General features: G+C 67.7%; 28 protein-coding genes. 16 read left to right on the top strand and 12 right to left on the bottom strand.

Features of this window, described 5'->3' with window-relative positions; all coding sequences use genetic code 11:
- The first annotated feature begins 38 nt into the window (after positions 1–38).
- The 3 genes from QX204_RS26195 to QX204_RS26185 are packed head-to-tail and all read left to right on the top strand — an operon-like array spanning position 39 to position 2079.
- The gene (locus QX204_RS26195; RefSeq protein ID WP_301903074.1) at positions 39–986 is read left to right on the top strand and encodes an HpcH/HpaI aldolase/citrate lyase family protein; all 948 of its coding nucleotides are present in this window, start codon (positions 39–41) and stop codon (positions 984–986) included.
- A 12-nt stretch (positions 987–998) separates the two neighbouring features.
- Entirely contained in the window at positions 999–1493 is a 495-nt protein-coding gene (locus QX204_RS26190; protein ID WP_056813349.1) for a YflT domain-containing protein, read from the top strand.
- Positions 1494–1497: 4 nt separating this feature from the next.
- The gene (locus tag QX204_RS26185) at positions 1498–2079 is read left to right on the top strand and encodes a suppressor of fused domain protein (protein WP_301903071.1); all 582 of its coding nucleotides are present in this window, start codon (positions 1498–1500) and stop codon (positions 2077–2079) included.
- Here the strand turns inward: QX204_RS26185 and QX204_RS26180 are convergent.
- Entirely contained in the window at positions 2076–3164 is a 1089-nt protein-coding gene (locus QX204_RS26180) for a magnesium and cobalt transport protein CorA (protein WP_301903069.1), read from the bottom strand. The two genes, QX204_RS26185 and QX204_RS26180, sit on opposite strands and share 4 nt — an antisense overlap.
- 69 nt (positions 3165–3233) lie before the next feature.
- Here QX204_RS26180 and QX204_RS26175 point away from each other — a divergent pair, with 69 nt between their 5' ends.
- The 5 genes from QX204_RS26175 (at position 3234) to QX204_RS26155 (ending at position 7865) form a co-directional block, all read left to right on the top strand.
- On the top strand, positions 3234–4088 hold the full coding sequence (locus tag QX204_RS26175) for a PHP domain-containing protein (protein WP_301903068.1): 855 nt from the start codon (positions 3234–3236) through the stop codon (positions 4086–4088).
- Positions 4085–4351 carry a hypothetical protein gene (locus QX204_RS26170; RefSeq protein WP_301903067.1) on the top strand — a complete coding sequence of 89 codons (267 nt, stop codon included), beginning with the start codon at positions 4085–4087 and terminating at the stop codon, positions 4349–4351. The genes QX204_RS26175 and QX204_RS26170 overlap by 4 nt, the downstream gene beginning before the upstream one ends.
- Before the next feature lie 51 nt (positions 4352–4402).
- On the top strand, positions 4403–5959 hold the full coding sequence (locus QX204_RS26165) for an FAD-binding protein (RefSeq protein ID WP_301903065.1): 1557 nt from the start codon (positions 4403–4405) through the stop codon (positions 5957–5959).
- A gap of 476 nt (positions 5960–6435) precedes the next feature.
- Positions 6436–7584 (top strand): NAD(P)-dependent malic enzyme, encoded by a 1149-nt coding sequence (locus QX204_RS26160; protein ID WP_131816781.1) that lies wholly within the window; start codon positions 6436–6438, stop codon positions 7582–7584.
- Between the two features lie 71 nt (positions 7585–7655).
- The gene (locus QX204_RS26155; protein ID WP_301903064.1) at positions 7656–7865 is read left to right on the top strand and encodes a ribbon-helix-helix protein, CopG family; all 210 of its coding nucleotides are present in this window, start codon (positions 7656–7658) and stop codon (positions 7863–7865) included.
- Here QX204_RS26155 and QX204_RS26150 read toward each other — a convergent pair.
- From QX204_RS26150 to QX204_RS26135, 4 genes are read right to left on the bottom strand one after another with little or no spacing between them, the layout of a single operon-like run.
- Positions 7848–8555: an ABC transporter permease gene (locus QX204_RS26150; RefSeq protein ID WP_301903063.1), complete on the bottom strand. Its 708-nt coding sequence runs from the start codon at positions 8553–8555 to the stop codon at positions 7848–7850. The genes QX204_RS26155 and QX204_RS26150 overlap by 18 nt on opposite strands.
- Positions 8552–9217 carry an ABC transporter permease gene (locus QX204_RS26145; protein ID WP_301903062.1) on the bottom strand — a complete coding sequence of 222 codons (666 nt, stop codon included), beginning with the start codon at positions 9215–9217 and terminating at the stop codon, positions 8552–8554. Before QX204_RS26145 ends, QX204_RS26150 begins: the two co-directional genes overlap by 4 nt.
- Complete coding sequence (locus QX204_RS26140; protein ID WP_301903061.1) at positions 9214–10362, bottom strand: ABC transporter ATP-binding protein; 1149 nt, start codon at positions 10360–10362, stop codon at positions 9214–9216. The genes QX204_RS26145 and QX204_RS26140 overlap by 4 nt, the downstream gene beginning before the upstream one ends.
- A gap of 28 nt (positions 10363–10390) precedes the next feature.
- A complete protein-coding gene (locus QX204_RS26135) occupies positions 10391–11323 on the bottom strand; it encodes an ABC transporter substrate-binding protein (RefSeq protein ID WP_301908121.1) in 933 nt (310 codons plus the stop codon).
- A 199-nt stretch (positions 11324–11522) separates the two neighbouring features.
- Here QX204_RS26135 and QX204_RS26130 point away from each other — a divergent pair, with 199 nt between their 5' ends.
- On the top strand, positions 11523–12131 hold the full coding sequence (locus tag QX204_RS26130; protein WP_301903060.1) for a type 2 periplasmic-binding domain-containing protein: 609 nt from the start codon (positions 11523–11525) through the stop codon (positions 12129–12131).
- A gap of 63 nt (positions 12132–12194) precedes the next feature.
- Here QX204_RS26130 and QX204_RS26125 read toward each other — a convergent pair whose 3' ends face one another.
- Positions 12195–12605 carry a DUF4189 domain-containing protein gene (locus QX204_RS26125; protein WP_301903059.1) on the bottom strand — a complete coding sequence of 137 codons (411 nt, stop codon included), beginning with the start codon at positions 12603–12605 and terminating at the stop codon, positions 12195–12197.
- Positions 12606–12849: 244 nt separating this feature from the next.
- On the opposite strand from QX204_RS26125, the gene QX204_RS26120 reads away from it, so the two are divergent.
- A complete protein-coding gene (locus tag QX204_RS26120; protein WP_301903058.1) occupies positions 12850–13530 on the top strand; it encodes a PadR family transcriptional regulator in 681 nt (226 codons plus the stop codon).
- Positions 13531–13558: 28 nt separating this feature from the next.
- On the top strand, positions 13559–15031 hold the full coding sequence (locus QX204_RS26115) for a DHA2 family efflux MFS transporter permease subunit (RefSeq protein ID WP_301903056.1): 1473 nt from the start codon (positions 13559–13561) through the stop codon (positions 15029–15031).
- A gap of 8 nt (positions 15032–15039) precedes the next feature.
- Here the strand turns inward: QX204_RS26115 and QX204_RS26110 are convergent, their stop codons facing one another.
- Positions 15040–16617, bottom strand: coding sequence for a molybdopterin-dependent oxidoreductase (locus QX204_RS26110; RefSeq protein ID WP_301903054.1), 1578 nt, complete (start codon positions 16615–16617; stop codon positions 15040–15042).
- A 125-nt stretch (positions 16618–16742) separates the two neighbouring features.
- Here QX204_RS26110 and QX204_RS26105 point away from each other — a divergent pair, with 125 nt between their 5' ends.
- Entirely contained in the window at positions 16743–17165 is a 423-nt protein-coding gene (locus QX204_RS26105) for a hypothetical protein (protein ID WP_301903053.1), read from the top strand.
- 111 nt (positions 17166–17276) lie between these two features.
- Positions 17277–17960, top strand: a complete 684-nt coding sequence (locus QX204_RS26100; RefSeq protein ID WP_301903052.1) for a cutinase family protein — start codon at positions 17277–17279, stop codon at positions 17958–17960.
- A gap of 52 nt (positions 17961–18012) precedes the next feature.
- Here the strand turns inward: QX204_RS26100 and QX204_RS26095 are convergent, their stop codons facing one another.
- The 4 genes from QX204_RS26095 to QX204_RS26080 form a co-directional block, all read right to left on the bottom strand.
- Positions 18013–19809, bottom strand: coding sequence for an AMP-dependent synthetase/ligase (locus QX204_RS26095; RefSeq protein WP_301903051.1), 1797 nt, complete (start codon positions 19807–19809; stop codon positions 18013–18015).
- A gap of 92 nt (positions 19810–19901) precedes the next feature.
- Positions 19902–20855, bottom strand: coding sequence for an alpha/beta hydrolase (locus QX204_RS26090; protein ID WP_301903050.1), 954 nt, complete (start codon positions 20853–20855; stop codon positions 19902–19904).
- A 26-nt stretch (positions 20856–20881) separates the two neighbouring features.
- The gene (locus QX204_RS26085) at positions 20882–21715 is read right to left on the bottom strand and encodes an SDR family NAD(P)-dependent oxidoreductase (protein WP_301903049.1); all 834 of its coding nucleotides are present in this window, start codon (positions 21713–21715) and stop codon (positions 20882–20884) included.
- Positions 21712–23250 carry a flavin-containing monooxygenase gene (locus tag QX204_RS26080; protein ID WP_301903048.1) on the bottom strand — a complete coding sequence of 513 codons (1539 nt, stop codon included), beginning with the start codon at positions 23248–23250 and terminating at the stop codon, positions 21712–21714. Before QX204_RS26080 ends, QX204_RS26085 begins: the two co-directional genes overlap by 4 nt.
- 68 nt (positions 23251–23318) lie before the next feature.
- On the opposite strand from QX204_RS26080, the gene QX204_RS26075 reads away from it, so the two are divergent.
- Complete coding sequence (locus tag QX204_RS26075; protein ID WP_301908120.1) at positions 23319–23954, top strand: TetR/AcrR family transcriptional regulator; 636 nt, start codon at positions 23319–23321, stop codon at positions 23952–23954.
- 228 nt (positions 23955–24182) lie between these two features.
- A complete protein-coding gene (locus QX204_RS26070) occupies positions 24183–24626 on the top strand; it encodes a hypothetical protein (RefSeq protein ID WP_301903047.1) in 444 nt (147 codons plus the stop codon).
- 64 nt (positions 24627–24690) lie between these two features.
- On the opposite strand, the gene QX204_RS26065 is transcribed toward QX204_RS26070, so the two are convergent.
- Positions 24691–25272 (bottom strand): helix-turn-helix domain-containing protein, encoded by a 582-nt coding sequence (locus QX204_RS26065; RefSeq protein WP_062991330.1) that lies wholly within the window; start codon positions 25270–25272, stop codon positions 24691–24693.
- Positions 25273–25354: 82 nt separating this feature from the next.
- Here QX204_RS26065 and QX204_RS26060 point away from each other — a divergent pair, with 82 nt between their 5' ends.
- Positions 25355–26356 (top strand): NAD(P)/FAD-dependent oxidoreductase, encoded by a 1002-nt coding sequence (locus QX204_RS26060; protein WP_301903046.1) that lies wholly within the window; start codon positions 25355–25357, stop codon positions 26354–26356.
- Positions 26357–26368: the final 12 nt, after the last annotated feature.

Raw genomic sequence — 26368 nt, 5'->3', positions numbered from 1 at the left:
CGGTCGGGTACGGCCGCTCGAACCAGGAGGCGCTCCTCATGAAGCCACGTCGGTCGGTACTCGCTGTGCCGGGAAGCAACCAGAAGATGATCGCCAAGGCGAAGACGCTGCCGGTGGACGAGGTGTTCCTCGATCTGGAGGACGCGGTCGCCCCCGGCGCCAAGGCCGCCGCACGGGCCAACATCGTCGCCGCGCTGAACGAACCCGGCTGGGGTTCGCAGTTGCGCGTGGTGCGGGTCAACGACTGGTCGACCGAATGGACCTTCACCGATGTGATCAGCGTGGTCGAGGGCGCGGGCAGTTGGATCGACGCGATCCTGCTGCCCAAGGTCACCGACGCGGGTCAGGTGCAGGCACTCGATCTGCTGCTGACCCAGGTGGAGAAGGCCAGCGGCCTCGAGGTCGGGCGGATCGGCATCGAACCGCAGATCGAGAACGCGCTCGGCCTGCGCAATATCGATGCGATCGCCACCGCGAGCCCGCGCGTGCAGACACTGGTGTTCGGGCCCGCCGATTTCATGGCCAGCATCAATATGCGCACGCTGGTGGTCGGCGAGCAGCCGGAGGGCTACGACGTCGGCGACGCCTATCACCACATCCTGATGACGATCCTGCTTGCCGCCCGAGCCCACGGCCTACAGGCGATCGACGGCCCCTACCTGCAGGTTCGCGATGTCGAGGGGTTCCGTCGAGCCGCGGGCCGCACGGCCGCACTGGGTTTCGACGGCAAGTGGGTGCTGCACCCCGGCCAGGTGGACGCGGCCAACGAGATCTTCAGCCCACGTCAGGCCGACTACGACCGCGCCGAGTTGATCTTGGAGACCTACGCCTTCCACACCTCCGAGGCGGGCGGCGCGCGTGGCGCTGTCATGTTGGGAGATGAGATGATCGACGAGGCCAGCGCCAAAATGGCTCAGGTCATCGCCGACAAGGGCCGGGCTGCGGGAATGTCGCGTTTCACTGCGGCACAGCCGGTCCAGGAATAGCAGAATAGGACTATGACGAATCCCTTGGGCAACTCGAATCGCGGGCGGCAGGCGTTGCCGACGCCGCCGTCGGGCTGGCCGGTCGGCTCCTATCCCACCTACGCCGAGGCGCAGCGTGCGGTCGACTACCTGGCCGACGGGCAGTTCCCGGTGCAGGACGTGACCATCGTCGGTGTCGATCTGATGCAGGTGGAGCGGGTGCTCTACCGGCTCACATGGGGCAAGGTCATCGGCGGCGGCGTGGTGTCGGGCGCATGGCTCGGCCTGTTCCTCGGTCTGCTGCTGAGCCTGTTCACCACCACCGGCGGCGCGCTCGGACCGCTCGTGGTCGGTCTGCTCGGCGGCATCGTCTTCGGCGTCATCACCACCTCGATCCCGTACGCGGCCACCAAGGGTCAGCGCGATTTCGCCTCGACCATGCAGTTGGTCGCGGGGCGTTACGACGTGCTATGTGATCCGAAGTCCGCCGAACAAGCCCGCGACATGCTGGCCCGATTGGCCCTGTAGCGCAATGGATGTGGAGAACACGGTCCGCGCCGCGGTGCTGGACCACTTCGATGTCGAACGCGCGCAGGTCGATTCGGCGTCGGTCACCTTCCTCGGGCTCGAACCCGTGGAGATCCTGCGTATCCCGGGCGACGGCGCCGTCCACTACGCGACAGTGGGCGGTTCGCGTCATCCGATGGGTGATCCGACCGATCTGCTGGCCGACCCGGTGCGCGGCCCGCGCGCCGAACTGGTCCTGACCCTGTTGATGAGCGCGGAGTCGCAGGTCGGGGTGGCCAAATCCCTCGGTGTGCTGGTCGCCTCGCCGTCGGTGGAAGGCGTGGTGCTGCAAGCGGACGCGCTCCTCGATCTCGGAGAACCGCTGTGGCGCAACGCGAAGTTCACCGCGGTCGTGCTCGGCGAGAGCGACATCCCCGCGGTCGGGCTGCCCGATCCCGCCGACCCGGTGCGCTACCTCAGCGTCACCCCGGTGACCGCGACCGAGGCCGCCTGGGTGCGGGTGCGCGGCGCCCAGGCACTGCGTGAGGCCTGGGCCGAGGCGGGCATCGACGTGCGTGATCCCGAACGCGGCGCGGTGAACCTCTAGAGCCACCCGTTTCGGCGGAAGCTGCGGAACAACCACGCGCAGATCACGACCATGAGCACCAGGGTCGAGGGATACCCCCACCATTGATGCAGGAGCCACATGTGGTCGAAGTTCATGCCGTACACGCCCGCGATCAGCGTCGGCACGGCCGCCATCGCGGCATAGGCCGAGATCTTGCGCATGTCGGTGTTCTGCTGAACGCTGATCTTGGCCAGCGCGGCATTGACCAAGCCGCTGAGCGCTTCGTCGAAATAGCTGATGTGATCGGAGACGGTGACCTGGTGGTCGGCGACGTCACGCAGATAGCGGCGGATCTCCGTGGGCACCGGTAGTTCGGTGTTGTTCACCAGCCGCTCCAGCGGAACCGCCAGCGGCGCCACCGCCCTCCGCAATTCCACCACTTCGCGTTTGAGCTGGTAGATCGACCCGATTCCGATCTTCGAGGCGGGCGTGAAGACCGCCTCTTCCATCTCGTCGATATCGATCCCGACGGATTCGGTGACGTCGACGTAGGTGTCCACAATGTGGTCGGCGACGGCGTGCAGCACCGCGGTCGGTCCGTATTTCAGCTGTTCGTGCTGCTCTTCCAGCTCGTGGCGCACATTGGACAGGTGGGTGTGTTCACCGTGGCGCACCGTAACGGCGAAGCGTGGCCCGGTGAAGACCATGATGTCGCCGGTCTCCACGATCTCGCTGGTCGAGTCGATCTCGTGGTCGACATAGCTGACCGTGCTCATCACCAGGAACAGCGTGTCGGCGTAGCGCTCGAGCTTGGGGCGTTGACGGCCCTGCACCGCGTCTTCCACCGCCAGCGGATGCAGGTCGAAGATCGAGGCGATGTCGTTCATCTGCCGCTCGTCCGGGTCGTGCAGGCCGATCCAGACGAAGCCCGATTCGGTCTTCTCCGCCGCCGTCAGTGCCTGCTGTGGGGTGAAATGCCCCGGCTGCCGCTCGCCGTCGACGTAGACCCCGCAGTCGACGATCGCTCGCGCCGTCGGGACGGGGACCTGGGGTCGCGGCGTCTTCGTCGCGCGATTCGGCCCGTGGAACGACGGCATCGGCGGAAATGAGGGCACCGAGCCCATCCTACGGTCACCGACTGTGCGGACCCTCGGAACGCGCGGTACCCGAGACGGCACTGTAAGACTGAGGGTGTGCGCATCGATCTGCATACCCATTCCACCGCCTCCGACGGCACCGATTCCCCCGCCGAACTGGTGCGTCATGCCGCGGCGGCCGGTCTCGACGTCGTCGCGATCACCGACCACGACACCACGGGCGGCTGGGCCGAGGCCGAAGCCGCCCGCCCACCGGGACTCACCCTGGTGCGTGGCATGGAGATGTCGTGCACCGGCATGGGCGAGGACGGCTACCCGGTGCCGGTGCATCTGCTGGCGTATCTGTTCGACCCCACCGACCGCGGTTTCGCCGCCGAACGCGAGCGGTTGCGCGGCGAGCGGGTGGCCAGAGTGCGGGCGATGGCCGACAAGATGGCGGCCGACGGGCTGCCGATCGATCCCGACGCGGTGATGGCCGGCGCCGGTCCCGCCGTCGGCAGGCCGCATCTGGCGCAGGCGCTGGTGGCAGCCGGAGTCGTCGAGAGCGTGAACGCCGCGTTCACCGATCTGCTCGCCCCGCACGGGCCGTACTACGCCGAGAAGGCCGACACCCCGCTGACCAGGGCGGTGCAGTTGATCGCGGCCGCGGGTGGGGTCAGCGTGATCGCCCATGCCAGGGCGCGCACGCGGGGCAGACTGCTGGCGCTCGACGAGATCAGGGAGCTGGCGGGGCTCGGACTGGGCGGGCTCGAGATCGACCACCCGGATCACAACGACGCCGATCGTGTTGTGCTGACCGGACTTTCGCGGGAACTGGGCTTGGTTCGCACCGGCTCGTCGGACTATCACGGCACCAACAAGACCATCCGGATCGGCGCGTGTGCCACCGATCCCGATCAGTACGAAGCGCTCATCGACAAGGCGAGCGGGACGCCGGTGATCGCCCCGTGACGCTGGTGCGCGGCTTCAGCGGCGTCGTCGCCGGTGGGGTGGTAGTCCTGTTGTGTGTGGTCGTCGGCGCGGCGGTGATCGGCTCGCGCCGCGACTTCCCCGGACCGGGCGCCGAATCACTGGCTTGGCATGTCGTGGCCGCGGGAGTGGTGGTCGTGGCGCAGGTCTTCGCCGATCGGCGTAGCGGGATGTCGGCACTGTTCGGAGCCGTGACGGTCTTGGTCACGGCTGGTGTATTGCTTTGGACACAATGGTGGGGTTGACGGCCGCGTAATGGTTGCGGACGGGTGAACTGTGCCCGAATATTTCTCTTTGTGACCAGTATCGAAACGGATGTCTTGGTACTCGGCGGTGGCCCCGCCGGGCTCTGGGCCGCCGTCTCGGCCGCGGCGACGGGCGCGCGGGTGGTGCTGGTCGACAAGAGCCGCTGCGGTTCCAGCGGGCCCACCGTTTACGGCACCACCGTGCTCTGGGCGATCCCGCCCGGTCCCGGCCGCGCCGACGCGGTCGACAAGGCGTTCGCGGCGGGCGGTGGGCTCGGCGATCGGGCCTGGCTGCACCGCGTCGTCGACGAGACCCACCGTCGATTGCAGTCCTGGTCGGGCGCCCGCCATCGCGTCCCCGACCCGAACGGCGACCCGGCGCGCGTGCACTTCGACGGTGCGAGCTATCTGCGCAGACTTCGCCGCGGCGCGCTCGAGGCCGGCGTGCGCATCCTCGATCATCATCCGGCGCTGCAACTGCTGGTCGATCCGGCGGGCACCGTGGTCGGTGCCGCGGGGATCCAGCGCCACAACAAGTTTCGGCCGTGGACCATCAGGGCGGGCGCGGTCGTGGTCGCCACCGGCGGCTGCGCCTTCCTGTCCGGCGGTGCGGGCACCGACGTGAGCACCGGCGAGGGCTTGCTGATGGCGGCCGAGGCCGGCGCCGAACTGTGCGGGATGGAATTCTCCAGTGCCTACGGGCTGGCGCCGGTGCTGTCGCGCGTGCATCCGCATCCGGCGGTCGCGCCCGGTCTGTCGGTGCATTTCGCTGCTCTCTACGACGAGTCGGGCGCCGAACTGCCCGACCGTTATCCGGCGGCACTCACCGCCATCGCGGACGGCAGGCGGGTCTTCGCCGCTCTGAGCGAGGTGCCCGATACGGTTCGGCACTGGCTGAGCAGGCACGGCGCGATCGATGTCACGGGTCGGGTTCCCGTGCGCGCGGTGCTGGAGGGCACCATTCGCGGCGCGGCCGGACTCGCCCTCGCCGACACCGATTGCTCGACGACAGTTCGCGGACTGTTCGGTGCGGGCGATGTGACGGGCCGACAGGTGGTCACCGGAGCGGCGGGCGCCACCGGCGGCCTCAACGGTGCGTGGGCGCTGGCCTCCGGCACCTGGGCGGGTCAGGGTGCCGCCGCGTTCGCGTTCGCCAACGAGCGGGCGAGCAGCGCGCGCCCGGTGCCCGGCGCAGGCCTCGGCCCCCACTCCCATATCGATCCGCGTTCGGTGGTCGGCCTGGTGCAGGAACACACGCTGCCGCTGCGCCGTAGCTACCGGCGCAGCGCGGGCAGTCTCGCCGACAGCATCGCCGAACTGGACGCCATGTGGCCCGGCGCCCAGTTCGATCTCGGCGGTCTCGGCATCGGGCAGCTGCGGGCACGCCAGGCGGCTGCCCTGCTCGCCGTGGCCCGGTGGGCCGGCTACAGCGCGCTCGTGCGCACCGAGAGTCGCGGCATCCACCGGCGCATCGACCACCCCGACGCCCGCTCGGATTGGCTGGTCCGGCTGCGGTGTGGTGGGCTCGACGAGGTGTGGGTGCGCCGCGAGGAATGGCCGGAGCCGCTCGGCGGCGAGCTCACCGCGGCCACCCCCGCCGCGGTGTGAAAGTTCACCGGATGTTCCCGCTGCGCTGCGAGTTTTCGCTTACGCCACGGCAATTCGACACGGCTACGCTCGACACATGACGCGGTTTGGCAATCGACGCACCATGCTGGCAGAATGTTGCGGATTCCCTACCCTTGCCACCGCCGGGTTCGGGGACATCGGTGACCTTCCGCCGTGCGACGCACCGTCGCAGCGTTGGCCGACCCGTTTTGCTCGCCCGGACCCACCCGTCCGGTTCCGCTCGGCGGATCAGCGCCGCGCCATGCGTCCGGTTGCCACCGCGATACGCGTGCGGTCGCGCACTCGATGAGCGTTGTAGCGATCCAGCGTCCCAGTAATCCGTTTCCGATATACCCGGCGGTAACCGTCCCCCGGTTGAGCCCGACTCGAGCAGGAGTGAAATCGTGTCACCTGTGACTGACGCACCGAATGCCACCGCGGCGCCCAAGGCCGATGACGCAGCGAGCCTCGCTGCCATCACCAACGACGAGATCTTCGCGGGCCACCTCGGCGGCAAGCTGTCGGTCGAGCTGGCCGCGCCGCTCGAGACCCAGCGAGATCTGTCCATCGCCTACACCCCCGGTGTCGCCCAGGTCAGCCGGGCGATCGCCGAGGATCCCGCGCTCACCAAGCGCTACACCTGGACCGACCGCCTCGTGGTCGTGGTCAGCGACGGCACCGCCGTGCTCGGCCTCGGCGACATCGGCCCGCGCGCCTCGCTGCCCGTGATGGAGGGCAAGGCCGCGCTTTTCAAGAAGTTCGCCGGTCTGAACTCGATTCCGCTCGTGCTCGACACCACCGACCCCGACGAGATCGTCCAGACGCTGATCCACCTGCGTCCGAGCTTCGGCGCGGTGAACCTGGAAGACATCTCCGCCCCGCGCTGCTTCGAGATCGAGCGTCGCGTCATCGAGGCGCTCGACTGCCCGGTCATGCACGACGACCAGCACGGCACCGCCATCGTGGTGCTGGCCGCCCTCAAGGGCGCGGCCGCGGTGCAGGGCCGTGACATGTCGGGCCTGAAGGTCGTCGTCTCCGGTGCGGGCGCGGCCGGTGTGGCCTGCGCCAACATCCTGATCGCCGCGGGCGTTCCCGATGTGGTCGTCCTCGACTCGAAGGGCATCGTCAGCGCCGGTCGCGACGGTCTCAACGGCGTGAAGGCCGATCTGGCCGCCCGCTCCAACCCGCGCGGCCTGACCGGTGGCCCGGCCGACGCGCTGGCCGGTGCCGACGTGTTCCTCGGTCTGTCCGCGGGCACGATCCCCGAGGAGCTCATCGCCTCGATGGCGCCGGAGGCGATCGTGTTCGCCATGTCCAACCCGGACCCGGAGATCCACCCCGACGTGGCCGCCAAGTACGTGGCGATCGTCGCGACCGGCCGCAGCGACTTCCCGAACCAGATCAACAATGTGCTCGCCTTCCCCGGCGTGTTCAAGGGTGCGCTCGATGCCGGTGCCCGCCGCATCACCGAGGGCATGAAGGTCGCCGCCGCGAACGCCATCTTCGGTGTCGTGGCCGACGAACTCGCCGTCGACAAGATCATCCCCAGCCCGCTCGATCCACGCGTGGCTCCGGCTGTGGCCGAGGCCGTCGCGGAAGCCGCGCGCGCCGAGGGTGTCGCCTAGTTTCTGCTGATACAGCGCCCTCGTTCCCACCGGAACGGGGGCGCTGTCGCGTTATCTGGGATCATCCGAGAATGACCACTATCTCCGTGCAGCTTCCCGATGACGTCGCCGAGCAACTCGCCGCCGCCGCGACGGCCGCGGGCGTTTCGGTGAATGTGGCGATGGTGCAGGCGGCGCAGGAGTGGATTCACGCCAACGCCCAGCGGGCCAGGGAACGCGCCAGGATCCAGGCGGTGCTGGCCGACGACCCGCACCTGCGGGAACTACTCGGTGACGACTGAGATGCGGGTGAGGTCCGCCGAGGTGCGGGTGAGCCGACCGGTGCCCGGCACGCTCGCCCACACCGCCACCGCCAGCAACCCGTCGAGCACGAGCGCGAGCACGGCGACCAACAGCGCACCGACCAGCACCAGGTCGTAGCGATAGAGTCCGATCCCGTCGAAGATGTAGCGGCCGAGCCCGCCGAGGTTGACGTAGGCCGCGATGGTCGCCGTGGCGACGACCTGCAAGGTGGCGTTGCGCAAGCCGCCGAGCATCACCGGCATCGCATTGGGCACCTCGACCCGAAAGAGGATCTGGCTTTCGGTCATCCCCATCGCCCGCGAGGCGTCGACCACATCGGCGGGCACATTCGCGATCCCCGCGTACGCCCCCGCCAGCAGCGGCGGGATGCCGACGGTGATCAGCGCCAGCAGCGGCGGGATCAGCCCGAGCCCGAGGCCGAGCACCAGGAAGGTGAGCAGACCCAGCGTCGGCAGCGCCCGCATGGCATTGGCGAAGCCGACCATCACCGCACTGCCGCGGCGCGTATGCCCGATCACCAGCCCGAGCGGCACCGCGATCACCGCCGACAAGGCCACCGTCAGGAAGCTGTACCACACGTGTTGCAGCAGGCGATGTTCGACGCCGGTGGGCCCACCCCAGTTGGCGCTGTCGCTCAGATAGTTCCAGGCCTCGACGAACAGGTTCACGCGCGCGCGCCTTTCCGGGTGACGCACGCGTCGGCGCGAGTCCACGGGGTAGCGAGGACGCCGAGCAGGAACACCAGCCGATCGAAGATCAGTGCCAGCACCAGCGTGACGATGATGCCCGCGATGATCTGGTCGGGGTAGTCGCGCTGATAGCCCTGCGTGAACAGCTTCCCAAGCCCGCCGACGCCGATCAGCGCACCGACCGACACCATGGCGATATTGGTGACGACCACCACGCGCAACGAGGCGGTGAAAACCGGGAGCGCCAACGGCATATCGACGGTGAGGGTGCGTCGCAACCGGCCGAAGCCGACCGCGTCGGCGGCATCGACCACGCTGTCGGGCACCGTGTCCAGCGCCATCGGCACCGCGATCAGCAGCAGCGCGGTCGAGTACACGGTGAGCGCGATGATCACATTGAGCGGGTCGATCATCGAGATGCCGACCAGCGGCGGAATGATCACGAACAGCGCGAGCGAGGGAATGGTGTAGGCCAGGCTCGACATCGTGGTGCTGATCCGGCGGGCCCAGCGGTTCGCGCGCACCAGCGCGCCGACCGGCACCGCGATCACCAGGCCGAGCAACAGCGGGATCAGTGCCAGCACCAGGTGGGTGCGGGTGATCGCCATGACTTCGGCGAAGTTGTCGATCAGATATCTCACGACGTGCCCTGGGTGAAGAACTCCTGATTGCGTTCGGAGTCTTCGGCTTCCCGCTGTTCGGCGAGCTGGGCCAGCACATCGGCGGCGAGCAGTCCGCCGCGCACGGCGCCCGTCTCGTCGACGGCGACGCCGATGCCGGAGGGCGAGGAGATGGCCGCGTCCAGCGCCTGACGCAGGTCGCCGTCCGGGGCGAACAGCGAACCACCGGCGGAAACGCTGGAGTCCACGGGTCTTCCGGCGCGCACCCGCTCCACGCCGGTGACGTCGATCCAGCCGCCCGGTGTGCCATGGGCATCCACGACCAATGCCCATTCGCCTCGGGCGAGCCGCAATCCGGCGATGTCGTCCGGTTGGACCGTTCGAATCGGCGCCAGCGCGACAGCTTCGGCGCTACGGAACGACAGCCCCCGATAGCCGCGATCCCTTCCGACGAACCCCGCTACGAAATCCGTGGCGGGCTGCGCCAATACGCGCTCGGGAGTGTCGAATTGCTGTAGTACGCCGCCCCGTCCGAACACCGCGATCTTGTCGCCGAGGGTGATCGCCTCGTCGATATCGTGGGTGACGAACACGATCGTCTTGTGCAATTCGGACTGTAATCGCCGCATCTCCGACTGCAGTTCCGCCCGCACCACCGGGTCGACCGCGCTGAACGGCTCGTCCATCAACAGCACCGGGGGATCCGCGGCCAGCGCCCGCGCCACCCCGACTCGCTGCTGCTGACCACCCGAGAGTTGCGCCGGATACCGTTCGGCCAGATCGCGATCCAGCCCTACCCGGTCCATCACCTCCAGCGCGGCGGCACGGGCGGCCTTGCGTGACTGCCCGAGCAGGACCGGCACCGTCGCCACATTGTCGACCACTTTGCGGTTGGGCAGCAGCCCGCCGCTCTGGATCACGTAACCGATGCCGAGGCGCAATTTCACCGGATCGACCGTCGCGATATCGCGGCCGTCGATGGTGACGGCGCCCGCGGTGGGGTCGACCATCCGATTGATCATGCGCATCGAGGTGGTCTTGCCGCAGCCGGACGGCCCGACGAACACGGTGAACGATCCCGAGTCGATGTGCAGGTTCAGGTCGCGCACCGCGTGTGTGCCGTTCGGATAGGTCTTGTCGATACCGCGGAATTCGATGTCGGACAATGATTTTCTCCTCGAGGCGCCGGTCCGCCTAGCCGATGGGGGAGTTCAGCCCCTGCGCGGTGATCCAGGCGAGCGCGGCGGCCTTCGGTTCGATCTTGCTCTCGCCCGAGACGGCCGTGTTCAGCGAAATCAGTTCGGTGGTGGTCAGTTTGGCCGACACCGCGTCGAGCACGGCGACGGCCTTGTCGGTCTTCTTCGCGGAATTGAACAGCGGCACCACGTTCTGGGCGGCGAAATTGTGCTTCGGATCGGCGAGGACGACCAGATTGTTCTGCGCGATCGCCGGTGAGGTGGTGAAGATATCGGCCGCGGCCACCTGGCCGTCGACCAGCGCGCGCACCGTCGCGGGGCCGCCGCCGTCGGCGATCGGCACGAAATTGGCGTCGGTGATATCGAGGCCGTAGTTCTTCTCCAGACCCGGCAATCCACCCGGGCGCTGCGCGAATTCGGCCATTGCGCCGAACTTCACCTCGGCCGAGTGCGGCGCGAGGTCGGCGATGGACTTCAAGTTCCACTTGTCGGCCGTCGCGCGGGTGACCACCACCGCGTCGGAATCCTCGCCGGGGGCGGGTGTCGCGATGGCGAGATCGTCGCCGAGCGCCTTGGTGAGTGCGGCGTTCACCTCGGGGGCTGAGGTGGCCGTGGCGTCCTTGTCGAGGTATTGCAGCAGGTTGCCGGTGTATTCCGGGATCAGCGAGATCGCGCACTGGCGCAGTGCGGGGATGTAGGCCTCGCGCGAGCCGATGTCGAACTTGGTGTCGACCTTGAAACCGTTGATCCGCAGTACTTCGGTGTAGATGTTGGCGACGGTCTCGGACTCGGGGAAGTTGGCCGACCCGATGATCAACGCGTCGCTCGTGCAGTCGCCCTTGGCGGCGAGCGGATCGCTGCTGCCGCAGGCGGAGGCGATCATGGCGGCGGCGAGCGCCACCGCCGCAACCAGTACCCGGCCCGCCCGCATCGCGAGGCGGCGTGCCGGTCGACGTTGTCCTGGTGATGAGGAGGCGAAGTCGGCTTTCACTGGTGTCCTTCCGGCAAAGGCGGGCAGTGCGCTGTGCGTGCGACCCGGGGGCCACAGGTACATTCTGGTAGTTCATACTGCCCGCCGTCGGGCCGAATTGCGCGGGTTGACGGCAAATACGGAAAGTTGGTGTCGTCGGATGCACTCGGTCGCCGTGCGTGGCGCCGCCGCCGCGATCCTGGCCGCAGCCTGCGCTTTCACCACTGTTTCCTGCGCCTCCGACGAAGCCGGGCCGGTGGTCGTGGTGGGTGGGGATTCGACCACGGAATCAGTTCTGCTCGCCGAGATCTATTCCCAAGCACTGGATCGCGCGGGCACCGACTCCGCCGTCGTCACCGGATTGCCCACCCCGCTGGCCGATCTCGACGCCGGTCGCATCGCGGTCTTGCCCGCCCGCAACGGCGCCCTTCTCGACCGCTGGAACCCGGCCTCTCCCGCGCGCAAACCGGACGAAGTCGCCGCTGCGGTCAATGCGGCACTCCCACAGGGTCTTTCGGTAACCGACGCGGCGGACGGCACCGACCTGCGCCCTCCCGAGGCCCTCCCCGACCCCGACTACACCGTGCGCGCCCAGAACATCCTCGCCCTGTACCGCACCGGCATCTTCGATCGCCAACAGCTGAAGAAGCTCAACTACGTAGCGGGCGAACTGACCACCGAGGAACTGGTCGACCTGATCCATCAGGTCGACACCGGTTCCCGGCCCGCCGACGTGGCCCGATCCTGGCTCGACGCCCACAGCCTCTAGCGCCACCCCTCCCGACCCGCTGCCCTGCCATCGCGCACGGTTTCGATGTGTGCGCGAACTAGATCAAAGCCGGGTGCAGGCGTGGTCGCGATTGAACGAGCCGGCACTTCCGGTGCCTGTGGGGAGGTTGCGGGTGGCGTCTGTGTATGCCTCCCCTGGGCTCGCCCCTTTACCGAAGCCCACGATCGGGAACCCCGCGACGATCGCGAGCGGACTCGTCACGACGGCACCGCAGCCGTTCGCGAACGTCACCATCATCCGGCAGTCGATGATGCCCTGACCTTTGCACGCGTGGTCGGCGGCTCGAATGGCGTCGGCTTCCGTTGGATGGTCGACCGAGAACGCGTAGACATTGCCCCACACGCTGAGGGAAACGGCGCCCCAGCTGACCGGGTCGGCGGCGGCGGGCGGTGCCGCGAGGACGGCAGCGGCGCTCACCGAGAGCGCGGCGGCCGCAAAGGACTTTTCGAACATGTGGTCAGTGCTTCCTCTGCGCGCCGACCAGGGTGCGGCGATCGCATGGAAGATACCGCAGCGCGTGGACGCGAGGTTGCCCCAAAAGTCTTGGGGTCACGGCAAAGACCGTCACGAATTGCGCAAACGGGTTGCTCGGGACAGGACAGGTGGCTGGGTTACTCGGTTGCCAAGCTATGCCCCGCTCCGTATATTCCTACTGGAATATTTGGTAGGGAACATATAGCTGGTTGGAGGTGGCGGGGTGGGGCAGACCGGGCGGGCTACGTTGACGCCGTTGGCTATCGCGGTGCTCGCGCTGCTCGACGAGCGGCCGATGCATCCGTACGAGATGTATCAACTGCTGGTCGCTCGCCGGGAGGACCTGCTGGTCAAGGTGCGGCCGGGGTCGCTGTATCACGTGGTGGCCAGGCTCGCCGACGAGGAGATGGTGGCGGCGGAGGGCATCGGTCGGGCCGGGAACAGGCCCGAGCGGACCACCTATCGGATCACCGATTCCGGACGTAGCGCGCTGCGCGGGCGGATCGCCGAGCTGCTGCGGACGCCGGTGCAGGAATATCCGATCTTCCGGTTGGCATTGGCCGAGGCGCACACCCTCCCGCAGGAACAAGTTGTCGCGCTGCTCGACGAGCGCATGGAGTACTTGGGTCAGTCGCGGACCGATATGGACGTGCTGCTCGACTGGGCGCGCAGCCGTGCGATCCCGCGACGCTATTACGTCGTCCTGGAATACATTCGCGCCACCATCCACGCCGAACTCGGCTGGATCGAAGTCTTCGCCGCCGAACTCGGCAGCGGCGCCGTGCCGTGGGAGCAGTACGACCCCGACACCGGTGAACGGATCACCGCAGACCACACCCATGAATGGCCGAGTGGGGATCACCCCGACGCCGCGCCCCGGCCCCGATGGGCCGCCCGAAGCTGAATCCCTCTCCTCGATTGGAACGAATTCGATGACCACCCAACGTAATCCGTGGCTAGCGCTATTCGCGCTCGTGGTCGGCTTCTTCATGATCCTGCTGGATATGACGATCGTCGCGGTCGCCAATCCGGCCATCATGACCGATCTCAGCACCGATATCTCCAACGTCATCTGGGTCACCAGCGCCTACCTGCTCACCTACGCGGTGCCGCTGCTGGTCACCGGCCGTCTCGGTGACAAATTCGGGCCGAAGAACATCTACCTGATCGGCCTCGCGATCTTCACCGGCGCGTCGCTGTGGTGCGGCCTGTCCGGCAGCATCGGCATGCTGATCGGCGCCCGCGCCGCCCAGGGCATCGGCGCGGCGCTGATGACGCCGCAGACGATGGCCGTGATCACCCGCACCTTCGCGCCGGACAAGCGCGGTGCCGCGATGGGCCTGTGGGGCGGCGTCGCCGGCCTGGCGACGCTGGTCGGCCCCATCCTCGGCGGCGTACTGGTCGACAATCTCGGCTGGGAATGGATCTTCTTCGTCAACGTCCCGGTCGGCATCATCGCGTTCGGGCTGGCCGTGTGGCTGGTGCCCGCGCTGCCCACCAGCGACCACAAGTTCGACATCGTCGGTGTCGTCCTCAGCGGCATCGGCATGCTCGCACTGGTTTTCGGTATCCAGGAGGGCAATTCGCAGGACTGGTCGCTGCGGATCTGGTTGCTGATCGGCTTCGGTGTGCTGATGCTGATCGTGTTCGTGATCAACCAGGCGCGCAACAAGGGCGAACCGCTGGTGCCGCTGAGCCTGTTCCGCGACCGCAACTTCGCGCTGTCGAACCTGGCGATCGCCGCGATGGGCGCCGCGGTCACCTCGATGATGGTGCCGTCGTACTTCTACCTGCAGGCGGTGCGCGAGATGACGCCGACCATGTCGGCGCTGGTCTTCGCGCCGATGGCGATCATCACCGGTTTCACCGCGCCGTTCATCGGCAAGGTGTCGGACAAGCTGCCGCCCCGACTGCTGCCGACCATCGGCTTCGTGCTGTTCTCCGGTTCGGTGGCCTCCTTCGGCGCGCTCATGAGCCCGGATTCGTCGATCGGCTGGTTCCTGCTCGCGGCCGCTGTCGCGGGTCTGGCCAACGCCTGCATCTGGGCCCCGCTCGCCACGACCGCCACCCACAATCTGCCGGTCGCCCAGGCCGGAGCGGGCGCCGGTATCTACAACACCACCCGCCAGGTCGGCTCGGTCCTGGGTAGCGCCGCGATCAGCGCCCTGATCGCCGCCCGCCTGACCGCCAACGGACTCGGCGACAGCGGCCCGGTCGGCGAAGGCGCGGCCACCGGCCCGCTCCCGCCGCAGATCGTCGACGAATTCAGCACCGCGCTGGCCCAGTCGATGATCCTGCCCGCCTCGATCCTGCTGATCGGCGTCATCGCCTCGGCCCTGTTCGTCGGCCACGGAAGGTCGGCCGGAAAGGTTCCCACGCGGGAGAAGGCCGACGCTTCGGCCTGATCGCGCGCTCAGTTCACCTGAATGGTGAGGGTGGGGTAGCCGGTGGCGCCGTCGGGCACGACGTCTTGTTCCACGGCGGTCTGGGGCTGTCCGGTGGTGTCGGTGGCGCGGGCACGCAGGGTGTGTTGGCCAGGGGTGGCGTCCCAGTCGTAGGTCCACTGGCGCCAGGTGTCGACGGTGACCTCGGTGGACAGGCGGGCGGGCCGCCAATCGCCGTTGTCGATCTGCACTTCGACGCCGGTGACGCCGCGATGTTGAGCCCAGGCGACACCGGCGATCACGGTGCGGCCCTGCGGGATTCGGCCACGACCGCGCGGAGTGTCGATGCGGGTGCCGGTTTTGATCGGGCCCTGCGCCGACCAGCCGCGGCGGGTCCAGTAGGCGGTGGCTCGGTCGAAGCGGGTGACCTCGAGTTCGGTGACCCACTTGGTGGCGGAGACGTAGCCGTAGAGGCCGGGGACCACGAGGCGGGCGGGGTAGCCGTGCTGGACGGGGAGGGGTTCGCCGTTCATGCCGATGGCGAGGAGGGCGTCGCGGCCATCGGTGAGCGCGGAAAGCGGGCTGCCCGCGGTCCAGCCGTCTTTGCTGTGGGACAGGACCATGTCGGCGTCCGGGAGCGGGCGGGCTTGCGCGAGGAGTTCGTCGAGGCGGTACCCGAGCCACCGGGCATTGCCGATGAGGTCGCCGTTGATCGGATTGGACACGCAGGCCAGGGTCACCAGGCGCTCGACCGGGGTGCGGCGCAGAAGATCGTCCCAGGTGAGAGTGATTTCCTGTTCGACCATGCCGTGGATGCGCAGCGACCAGGAGTCTGTGGATACCTGGGGAACGATCAGCGCGGTGTCGATGCGGTAGAAGTCGCGGTTGGGCGTGATGTACGAGGTGAGCCCAGGTACGCGCAGATCGGCGTCCGGCGGAAGGTCCGGCAGCGGCGCCGACGCTCCGGGGAGTTCGATGGTCTCGCGCTCGACTGTCACGTCGTGGCGGGCGCCGCCGAGTAGCCGACCCGCGAGCCCGGCGCCGATGGCGAGTACCCCGGTCGCCGCGATACCGCCGAGCACGCGCCGCCGCCCTGCTCCCGTGGTCGATGGGTCGCCGACCGCCGATGCGGCTTCGGCATCCTGTTGCGCCGCAGCGGGTTCCGTTGCCGGTCGCCGCGATTCTGAGGCGTCGTCGATCCGCCTGGTCAGCCCTCGCAACGCGAGAATCCCAGCTGCGGTGCCGATCAGCGCTGGCAGCGCACCGGCGAACCCGCCGACTCGGCCTGCCCCGATGATGGCGGCGACCACCCCGAAAACCGCGAACGCGACCGACCCGATCGGCCTGGCCGTCCGCTCCGCCACCCCGGCGATCCCCGCGACAACGATCGCGACGATGCCCATGCACACGAACAACACGGCTTTGTCGTTCGTCCCGAAGGTCGAGATCGCCCACTCTCTGACCCCGTCGGGCGTGTGGTCGACAACGGTCGCGCCCAGTGCGTACGCGGGCGCGCTACCGGCCCCGGTGAACACCGCGACCAACTCCGCCACACCGAGTACCAGTGCCGCGGCCACGATTCCGGCCATCGCCCGCATGAACGCCATGGTCCGAGCCTACGTCGCGGCCGAATCGACCCGGTGACCGATTTGTGACAGCCGAAGGCCTCCTGAGATCCGCACTTGAAAACTACACTGTGTAGTAGAAATGATCCCGCTCGGCAGGAGACCCGATGACCGAGACAGCTCCCGACACGACACTGCGCGCCGCGACGGCGGTCTTCGCGGTCGCACTCCTGGTCCACGGCGCCGACCACCTACGCCGCGGCATGGACGCCACCTCAGCCCTGGTGAACGCCCTCGGCACCCTGCAACTCCTCTTCGCCCTGTTCACGGTGTTCCTGGTGTTCCGGGGTCACGCGGCGGCCCCACGCGCCGCGGTGTTCATCGGCTTCGCGAGCGCGATCGGCTTCACGATCGTGCACGTGCTCCCGGACTGGTTCGGCCCACTCAGCGACAGCTTCATCAACGCCCCGCCGAGCTCCGGCGTCACCGGATTCTCCTGGTTCGCAGCACTGTTCGAGATCGCCGCGGATCTCGCGATCGCCTTCGCCGGCCTGAGCGTGCTGCGATCGAGGCAGGTGAGCGTGGCCTGAACGACCGGCCCGGCGCATCACCGCGGCGGCGCGTCGGGGCGACCGGGGGATCGGCGAACGCTCGCGGTCGGTAGTCTGCGCGGCATGACAGCACGTTCTCTCATACGATTCGTGTCTGCAGTCTTCTTGGCAGCCGCGATTCCCCTGGTATCGCCCACCCATTCCGCTACCGCCGCACCCTGTTCCGATATCGAGGTGGTGTTCGCTCGCGGGACCGCCGAGCCTGGCGGCGAACTCGGCCTGACCGGTATCTCCTTCGTCGAAGCGCTGCGCGCGAACGCGGGCGGACGCTCGGTCGGCTCGTATGGCGTCGACTACCCGGCCAGCAGCGACTTCGCCGACCGGCTGGCCTTCGCGCGCACCGTCGTGGAGGGGATCGGTGATGCCCAGCGGCGGGTCGAATACATCGCGGCGAACTGCCCGAACTCCCGCATCGTCCTCGGCGGATACTCCCAAGGCGCGGCGCTGGCCGGTTTCGCGACCGGTGTCGGCGTGCCGGAGGGTGTGCTGCCGGAGTACCAGATGTACCTGCCGGCGCCGATGGCGCCCGAGGTGGCCGAGCACGTCGCGGCGGTCGTGCTGTTCGGCAAACCGTCGGATCGATTCATGGCCGACGCGGACGCACCGGCGGTCTCGGTCGGCGCGCCCTACAAGGACAAGACCATCGAGCTCTGTGTCCCCTCGGACAACATCTGCGACGGATCCCCACTCGCCCAACCCAATGCCGCGCACAGCCTCTACGGCGTCAACGGAATGACCCTCACCGCGGCACAATTCGCGGCACAACGGTTCTGAACAGCCGAAAGGCCGGTTGCGCGAACGCAACCGGCCTTTCGTACCCGTGGGATCAGGAGTAGATCTTGTCTACTTCGCCCGCGTACTGCTTCATGACGACGGCGCGCTTGAGCGACATCTTCGGGGTGAGCTCGCCACCCTCCTGGGTCCAGTCGACCGGGAGGATGCGGATCTTCTTGATCGCCTCGGCCTTGGAAACCTTCTTGTTGGTCTCGTCGATCGCGGCCTGCACCTCGGCGACCAGCGCCGGGTTCTCGATCAGGGTCTCGATCGCGGTGTCGGCGGCGACGCCGTTGCGATCCTTCCAGCCCGGCAGGGCTTCCGGGTCGAGGGTGATCAGCGCGCCGATGAACGGCTGACCGTCGCCGACGACCATGACCTGGCTGATCAGCGGGTGCGCGCGCAGGGAGTCCTCGAGGGTCGCGGGGGAGACGTTCTTGCCGCCCGCGGTGACCAGGATTTCCTTCTTGCGACCGGTGATGGTGACGAAGCCGTCGGCGTCGATGGCGCCCAGGTCGCCGGTCTTGAACCAGCCGTCCTCGAACGCCTCCTCGGTGGCCTCGGCGTTGCCCCAGTAACCGTCGAACACGACCGAGCCCTTGAGCAGCAGCTCGCCGTCTTCGGCGATCTTGGCCGCGTGGCCCTGGATCGGACGACCGACCGAGCCGACCCGGATGAACGAGGGCGTGTTCACGGTGAACGCGGCGGTGGTCTCGGTCAGGCCGTAGCCCTCGTAGATCGTCACGCCGGCACCGCGGAAGAAGTGGCCCAGGCGCGCGCCCAGCGGGCCGCCGCCGGAGACAGCGGCCAGGCACTGACCGCCGAGGGCAGCACGCAGCTTGCTGTAGACCAGCTTGTCGAAGACGAAGTGCTTGAGCTTGAGCAGCAGGTCAGGGCCGCTCTTGGTCTCGAGCGCCGTGCTGTAGGCGATGGCGGTCTCCGCGGCGGCGTCGAAGATCTTGCCCTTGCCGCCGTCGTGCGCCTTCTGCTTGGCGGAGTTGAACACCTTCTCGAACACGCGCGGCACCGAGAGGATGAAGTCCGGCTTGAAGTCGCCGAACTGCTCGACCAGGGTGGTCCAGTCCGAGCTGTGGCGGATGGTCACCTTGGAATCGAAGGCGATCAGCGCGACGGCGCGGGCGAACACGTGCGCCAGCGGCAGGAACAGCAGCGTCTTCTGCCCCTCGGAGACGAACGCGCTGAGCTCGATGCCACCCGAACGCGACTCGGCCCACAGGTTCGCGTGGGTCAGCTGGACGCCCTTGGGGCGGCCGGTGGTGCCCGAGGTGTAGATCAGGGTCGCGGGGGAGGCCGCGCCGACCTGCTTGCGACGGGCGTGCACGACGGAGTCGTCCAGATCGGCGCCGCGCTCGGTGAGCGTGTCGACGGCGCCCTTGTCGATCTGGATGGTCTCGGCCAGCGCGGGCAGCGAACCGGCTTCGATCTCGTCGATCGTGGCACGGTGCTTGTCGTTCTCGACGACCAGCAGCTTGGTCTCGGAATCCTGCAGGATCCACTTGGCCTGCTCGGCGGCCGAGCTGTCGTAGATCGCGACGGTCACGCCACCGGCGGCCCAGATCGCGAAGTCCAGCAGCGTCCACTCGTACCGCGTGGCGGCCATGATCGCGACGCGGTCGCCCAGCTCGATGCCCGAGGCGATCAAGCCCTTGGCAACGCCGGTGACGGCCTTCGCGAACTGCGCTGCCGTGACGTCGTTCCAGCCGCCGCTGCCGTTCGGGACGTTGAACAAGACCGTGTTCGGCGTCTCTTCGCCGAAGCGGAAGACGTTGTCGGAATTGTTCGCGTCGTCCGGGATGGTGTAGGAAGCCGGAACTTCGAACTCTCGCATCTGTGCCCTTCCAGTGGGTTCTACTCGCCAGTAATCTACGACACGTTCGCGCGGGTCGCGATATCGCCGCCCGAATTGCCCGTCACCAGGCTTTATCGTAAATCGTTGATCGATACCGGCTGAATTGCCTCTCGCAGGAATTCCGCGAGTTCGCTGAGTGCCAGCGCTGCCTCGGTGACCAGCGCGGCTTGCAGTTGCGCGACATGCCAGAGTCCGCGGGTTTCGGTGAAGCGGACGTGCACGCCCGCTCCACGCAGGGCTGAGACGAGCCTGCGACACTGGACGTGCAGGAGTTCGCTCACATCGACCTGCACATAGGTGGGCGGCAGGCCGATCAGGTTGCCCGACAGCGGGGCGTAACCCGGTTCGGTCGCGGCGGCGTCACCGAGGTAGTGGGCGGCGCACGCCCGCGACCAGGTTCGGTTGATCACCAGGTCGCGATCCTTGCTCGGCACCTCGGTGGGGTCCACCCAGGGCGCGATGAGGCCGAGCGCGGCGGGGGTCATCTGATGCTTTTCGATCAGCCGCTGGGCAAGAGCCATCGCCAGGCCGCCGCCTGCCGAGTCGCCGGCCAGACAAATCTGTTCGGGCCGGTAGCCGACGTTGCCGACCAGGTCGAGGAACGCGGCCTCGGCGTCGTCGAGCCCGGCCGGGAACGGGTGCTCGGGTGCCAGCCGGTAGTCCAGCGAGTACACCGCGCACGCGGTCTCGCGCGCGAGACCGGCCACCAGCGAACGGTGCGTGGCGATGGAACCGACCACATAGCCGCCGCCGTGCAGGTACAAGATCGCGCCCGCGGCACGTTCGGGCGGGACCGCCCGGGTACGCGAACCCGGAATGGCGGTTTCGGCGATCACGCGTTCGGCGGGGCGTCCGCCCAGCTGCAGGTGCTGCACGACGGAACCGTCGGGCACCAACTGCAGCCGGGAGACCGCGTCGAGCAGAACGCGCTGCACCGGGACCGGTAGCCGCGCGTTGAGTGTCACCCGGAATACCGGGTCGAGCAACGCACGGGCGACCGGCAGCGGAATCTTGAACTCGCGCATGGAGTTTCCTCGGATCTAGCGGAGCGTCAGTGTGGCATGAAGCGGCCGTTGACTACGGCCGAGATCCGGCTGTAGCCGGAGGCGAGGAAGCGCACGCTCACGTCGAGCACCTTGGCCTCCCAGCCGATCAGCACGCGGGCCTGGCCCTTGCGCACACCCTCGGTGATGGTCTGCGCGGCCATCTCCGGGGTGTGAATCGCCAGGTACTTGTCGAACAGCGTGGCGGCGTTGGCGCCGTCCATGCCCTCGGCGTAGGTGGCGTTGCGGGCGACCGCGGTCTTGATGCCGCCGGGGTGCACACAGGTGACCTTGACGGGCGCCTTGGCGACCTTCATCTCCTGGAACAGCGCCTCGGTGAAGCCGCGCACCGCGAACTTGGCCGAGTTGTAGGCCGCCTGGCCGGGCACGGCGACCAGGCCGAAGAGGCTGGACACATTGACGACGTGGCCGTCGCCGGACTCGATCAGCATCGGCAGGAACGCCTTGGTGCCGTTGACGACGCCCCAGAAGTCCACATCCATGATGCGTTCGATGTCTTTGAACTCGGTCTTGATCACGTCACCGTGGTAGGCGATACCCGCGTTGTTGTAGATCTGGTGCACGACGCCGAAGTGCGCCTTCACCTGATCGGCGTAGAGCAGGAACGACTCGCGCTCGGCCACATTGAGCCGGTCGGACTTGACCTGCGCGCCCAGCTTCTCGCAGGAGGCGACGGTCTGGGCCAAGCCCTCGGCGTCGATATCGGACAGCGCCAGCTTGGCGCCGCGCGCGGCCAGGTTCTCGGCCAGCGCGCGGCCGATACCGGAGCCCGCTCCGGTGATCACGCATACCTTGTTCGTGAAGTAAGCATCTTTGCTCACTGTGCTGCCACCACTTTCCGATCGGCGTCTGCGGTTGTCGTAGTGTAGGCGGAGGCATCGAAATGCCGTGTGAGCCTACGGAATTCGAAGGTGAAGTCCGGCCACAACGTGGTGTTGTTGCCGTGCTTGTCCAGGTACCAGCTGGCGCAGCCGCCAGTGTTCCAGACGGTCTTGCCCAATTTTTCCTGCAGGTCGGCGTTGTAGGCCCGCTGCGCTTCTTCGCGCACCTCGACGGTCCGCAGACCGCGCTTGTCGATCGCCGCCAGCGCGTCGCTGACGTAGTTGATCTGCGATTCGATCATGTACACCATCGAGGTGTGGCCGAGCCCGACGTTCGGGCCGACCAGGAAGAACATGTTGGGGAAGTTCGCGATGGCCGAGCCCTTGTATGCCTGCTGGCCGATCTCGTCGAACACCTCGGCCAGCGTGCGCCCGTCGCGCCCGATCATCGAGTTGTAGGTCGGGGAGTCGGTGACGTGGAAGCCGGTGGCCACGATCAGCGCGTCGATCTCGCGCTCGGTGCCGTCCTTGGTGACGATCGAGCCCGGCTTCACCTCGGCGATGCCGTCGGTGATCACGTCGACATTGTCGCGATCCAGCGCGGGGTAGTACTCGTTGGAGATCAGCATGCGCTTGCAGCCGATCCGGTAGTTCGGGGTGACCTTCTTGCGCAGTGCGGGATCGCGGATCTCGATCTGCAGCTTGGCGCGCGAGAGAGCCTCGAAGGCCTTCATCAGCACGGGGAAGCGGGTCAGGCCGACGACCTGGGTCTCCCGCGCGGCGTAGATGGCCGCGCGCGAGAGGCGCTGCACGGCGGGGATGTGCTTGAACGCCAGCCGCTCGGGCAGCAGATACGGGCGGTCCATGCGCGGCAGCAGCCACGGCGCGGTGCGCTGGTAGACGTCGAGCGTGGCGACCTTGCTCGCGATGGCGGGCACGATCTGGATCGAGGAGGCGCCGGTACCGATCACCGCGACGCGCTTGCCGGTGAGGTCGGCGTCGTGGTTCCAGCGGGCGGAGTGGAAGATCTCGCCCTCGAAGTCGTTGATGCCCTTGATGTCGGGGAGCGACGGCTCGCACAGCGCGCCGACCGCGGAGACCACGGTGTCGGCGGTGAAGTTGCCCTTGGTGGAGCCGATCTCCCACCGCGCGTCCGCGTCGTTCCAGCGGATGCTCTGCACGTCGCAGTCGAAGATGTGCCGGTCGAGCACGTCGTGACGCTCGGCGACGCTCTTGATGTAGGCCTGGATCTCGCCCTGCTTGGAGAACGAGCGCGTCCAGTCCGGGTTCGGGGCGAAAGAGTACGAGTACAGGTGCGAGGGCACGTCGCAGGCGGCACCGGGGTAGGTGTTGTCGCGCCAGGTACCGCCGACTTCGCTGCCGCGCTCGAGCACGAGGAAGTCGGTGCGACCCTCCTGGGTCAGGCGGATGGCCAGGCCGAGCCCGGCGAACCCACTGCCGACGATGATCGTCTTCACGTGCCGGGTTTCGGCGACCGGGGGTTCGACAACATTGTCTGTGACCTTGCGACTCATGTAATGCAGAATACGGTCCTATTGAGTCTGAGTCAACAGCTATTGAGCAAGATTCAGTAGTGGCTAAGATGACCGGTGTGAGTACCAGGAGTGCGGGAGAGACCAAGCGTGTGCGGCTCAGCCCCGAGGAACGTCGGCTACAGCTGATCACCCTCGGTGCCGAGATGCTGGCCGACCGCACGCTCGAGGAAGTCTCGGTCGACGACATCGCCAAGCAGGCGGGGATCTCGCGCGGCCTGCTGTTCCACTACTTCGCTTCCAAGCAGGAATTCCACCAGGCGATCGCCCGGCATGTGAACACCGAGATCTTCGTCGCGATCATGCCCAACCGCGAGCTGTCGCTGTTCGACATGCTGCGCGACTCGATCGAACGGTTCGTCGACTACGCCACCGAGCATTCCGCGTCCTACCGTTCCGTGCTGCGTGGGCCCGCCAGCGTCACCCCCGACATGGTCGGCTATGTCAACGAAACCCGCGGCGCCATCACCGATCTCATCGTCAGCGAACTGCCGCTGCCGCCCGAGGATCCCGATCTTGCCCGGCTCACCCTGGCCATTCGCGGCTGGATCGCCTTCGTCGAGGAGACCATCCTCACCTGGCTGATCGACAAGCCGATCAGCCGTGAGTCGCTGGTGGATCTGCTGGTGGAGTCGCTGCCCGCGCTGGCCCTGAGTCCGGCGTTGATCGCCGCGCTGCGGGATTGAGATTTCTGTTAACGGACCGAACGGCGCGTCGCGAACTTGTCATGAGATGCCCTGTTCTCCGGGGCGTCCGCTGCTGCATGGGATGAAGTTCTTCATTCACCAAATCGGTTGTGCCAGTTGATCTTCAGATGCCGAATCGTGATCGTAACGGCGGCTAACGGAAGGCCGGTTCGGGACGACGAAGTGGGTATGACTCTCACGAACAGCACGTTTCGCAAACTCTCTGCCGTGGCTATTTCCGCCGGTGCCGTCCTCGTCGGGCTCGGTGCGCCCGCCGGTGCGCTGCCGTCGGATCCGGTCACGGTGTTCACGCCGACGCTCAGCCGGACTCCCGGCGCCAACTGCGCGGCGATCATCAACGCTCAGACCGTGCCGCAACCGCAATCGGGCACCTTCGGAGTACGGGTGGCGATCACCCAGACCGGGGACTTCTGCCAGCGCTACCAGGTGGCCGTGCGCTTCCGCAATCTGGATACCGGCGTCAGCAACGGCCAGTCGCACCCCGTGGAGAACGGCCAGATTCTGCACGCGCCGGACAATGTGATCGTCGGGTTCGGCACCGCGCCCGGCAAGGGTCGGGTGGAGGCCTGGATCGTGACCACCGACGAATCCCTGCCCCAGCATCAGGAATTGGAGCAGATCTCGGGACACGCGACCTTCACGCTCGGCTGATTTCGTAGTTTCGGCGTCGGGGCGAGTGCGCAGGTGAGCGCACTCGCCCCCTGTCATGCATGCCCTAGCCGGACTTCGGGCGGGCGCGCAGGTGTGCGCGTTCGCCCTGCTTGCCGAACAGGCTGATGAATTCGACGGACTGTTCGTCGGCGGCGCCGAACCAGTGCGGGATGTGGGTGTCGAACTCGGCGGCCTCGCCGGGGTTCAGGATGAGGTCGTTGTCGCCGAGGATCAGGCGAAGGCGGCCGTTGAGCACGTACAGCCATTCGTAGCCCTCGTGGACCTGGGGCGTGTCGGGACGATTGCGCGCACCGGGGGCGATGATCATCTTGAAGGCCTGGATGCCGCCCGCGCGCTTGGTGAGCGGGAGCATGGTCATGCCGTGACGGGTGACCGGGCGCAGGTGGATGCGCGGGTCGCCGGTGGGCGGGGCGTCGACGAGTTCGTCGAGGGTGACGCCGTGCGCCTTGGCCAGGGGGAGCAGTAGTTCGAGGGTGGGTTTGCGGTCGCCGGATTCCAGGCGGGACAGCGTGCTGACCGAGATCCCGGTTTCCTGGGAGAGGTCGGCGAGGGTGGTCTGGCGCTGTTTGCGCAGGGTGCGCAGCCGGGGGCCGACCGAGTCGAGGGTCTGATCGAGGTCGTCCATGCTGTTCATTTTGCCATGTCGGCAAAGAAGGTTGCCAGTATTTGTCGCTGGGATGCACTGTGGGTCCTCGAAGGAGGTCGAGATGACACAGCTGAACGATTCATACGACGTAGTGGTGCTCGGTGGTGGAGCCGCCGGGCTGAACGCGGCGCTGATGCTGGCGCGTTCGCGGCGCTCGGTGGCCGTGATCGATGCGGGGGCGCCGCGTAACGCGCCTGCTCAGGGGGTGCACGGACTGCTGGGGCGCGAGGGGATGTCGCCGTTGGAGCTGCTCGAGCTCGGGCGCGCGGAGGTGCGTGGGTACGGCGGACAGGTGGTGTCGGGTCGGGTGGTCGGGGTCGACCGTGCCGCTGATGCGCCGGACTCGACCGACATCGCCGAATTCGTGGTGACCCTCGACGACGGTCGCACCGTGCGAGCGCGACGAATTCTCGTCGCCACCGGACTCGCCGACGAACTTCCCGAGGTCTCCGGCCTGCGCGAACACTGGGGTCACGACGTACTGCACTGCCCGTACTGCCACGGGTGGGAGGTACGCGACCAGCGCATCGCCGTGCTGGCGAGCGGTCCGATGTCGGTGCACCAGGCGCTGCTGTTCAGTCAGCTCAGCGACGACATCGTCTTCCTGTCGCACACGGCTGCTCCGTTGAGTGACGAAGACATGGAAAAGCTGGTGGCCCGGGGCATTCGGATCCTCGACGGCAAGGTCGTCGAGGTGCTCGGCGCGGACCGGCTGACGGGCGTCCAGCTCGCCGACGGCACCGTCGTCGAACGCGACGCACTGGTCGTCGCTCCCCGCATGAACACTCGCGCCACCTTCCTCACCGATCTCGGCCTGGTCCCCGAACCGCATCCCTCCGGCATGGGCGACCACATTCCCGCCGATCCCGCCGGCCGCACCTCGGTGCCCGGCGTCTGGATCGCGGGCAACGCCACCGACCCGTCTGCCCAGGTCGGCGCGGCCGCGGCGGCCGGCGCCATGGCCGGCGCGCAGATCAACGCCGAATTGGTGGTGGTCGAAACCGCCGCCGCGGTAGCCGAACACCGAGCCCGGGCGGGCCGGGTCGAATCAGCGTCTGCGTGAACCGGATCGGCT

Origin of the sequence: Nocardia sp. PE-7, assembly GCF_030486425.1 — a bacterium.
GTDB lineage: Bacteria > Actinomycetota > Actinomycetes > Mycobacteriales > Mycobacteriaceae > Nocardia > Nocardia salmonicida_A.
This window is presented reverse-complemented; position numbering and strand designations above follow the sequence as displayed.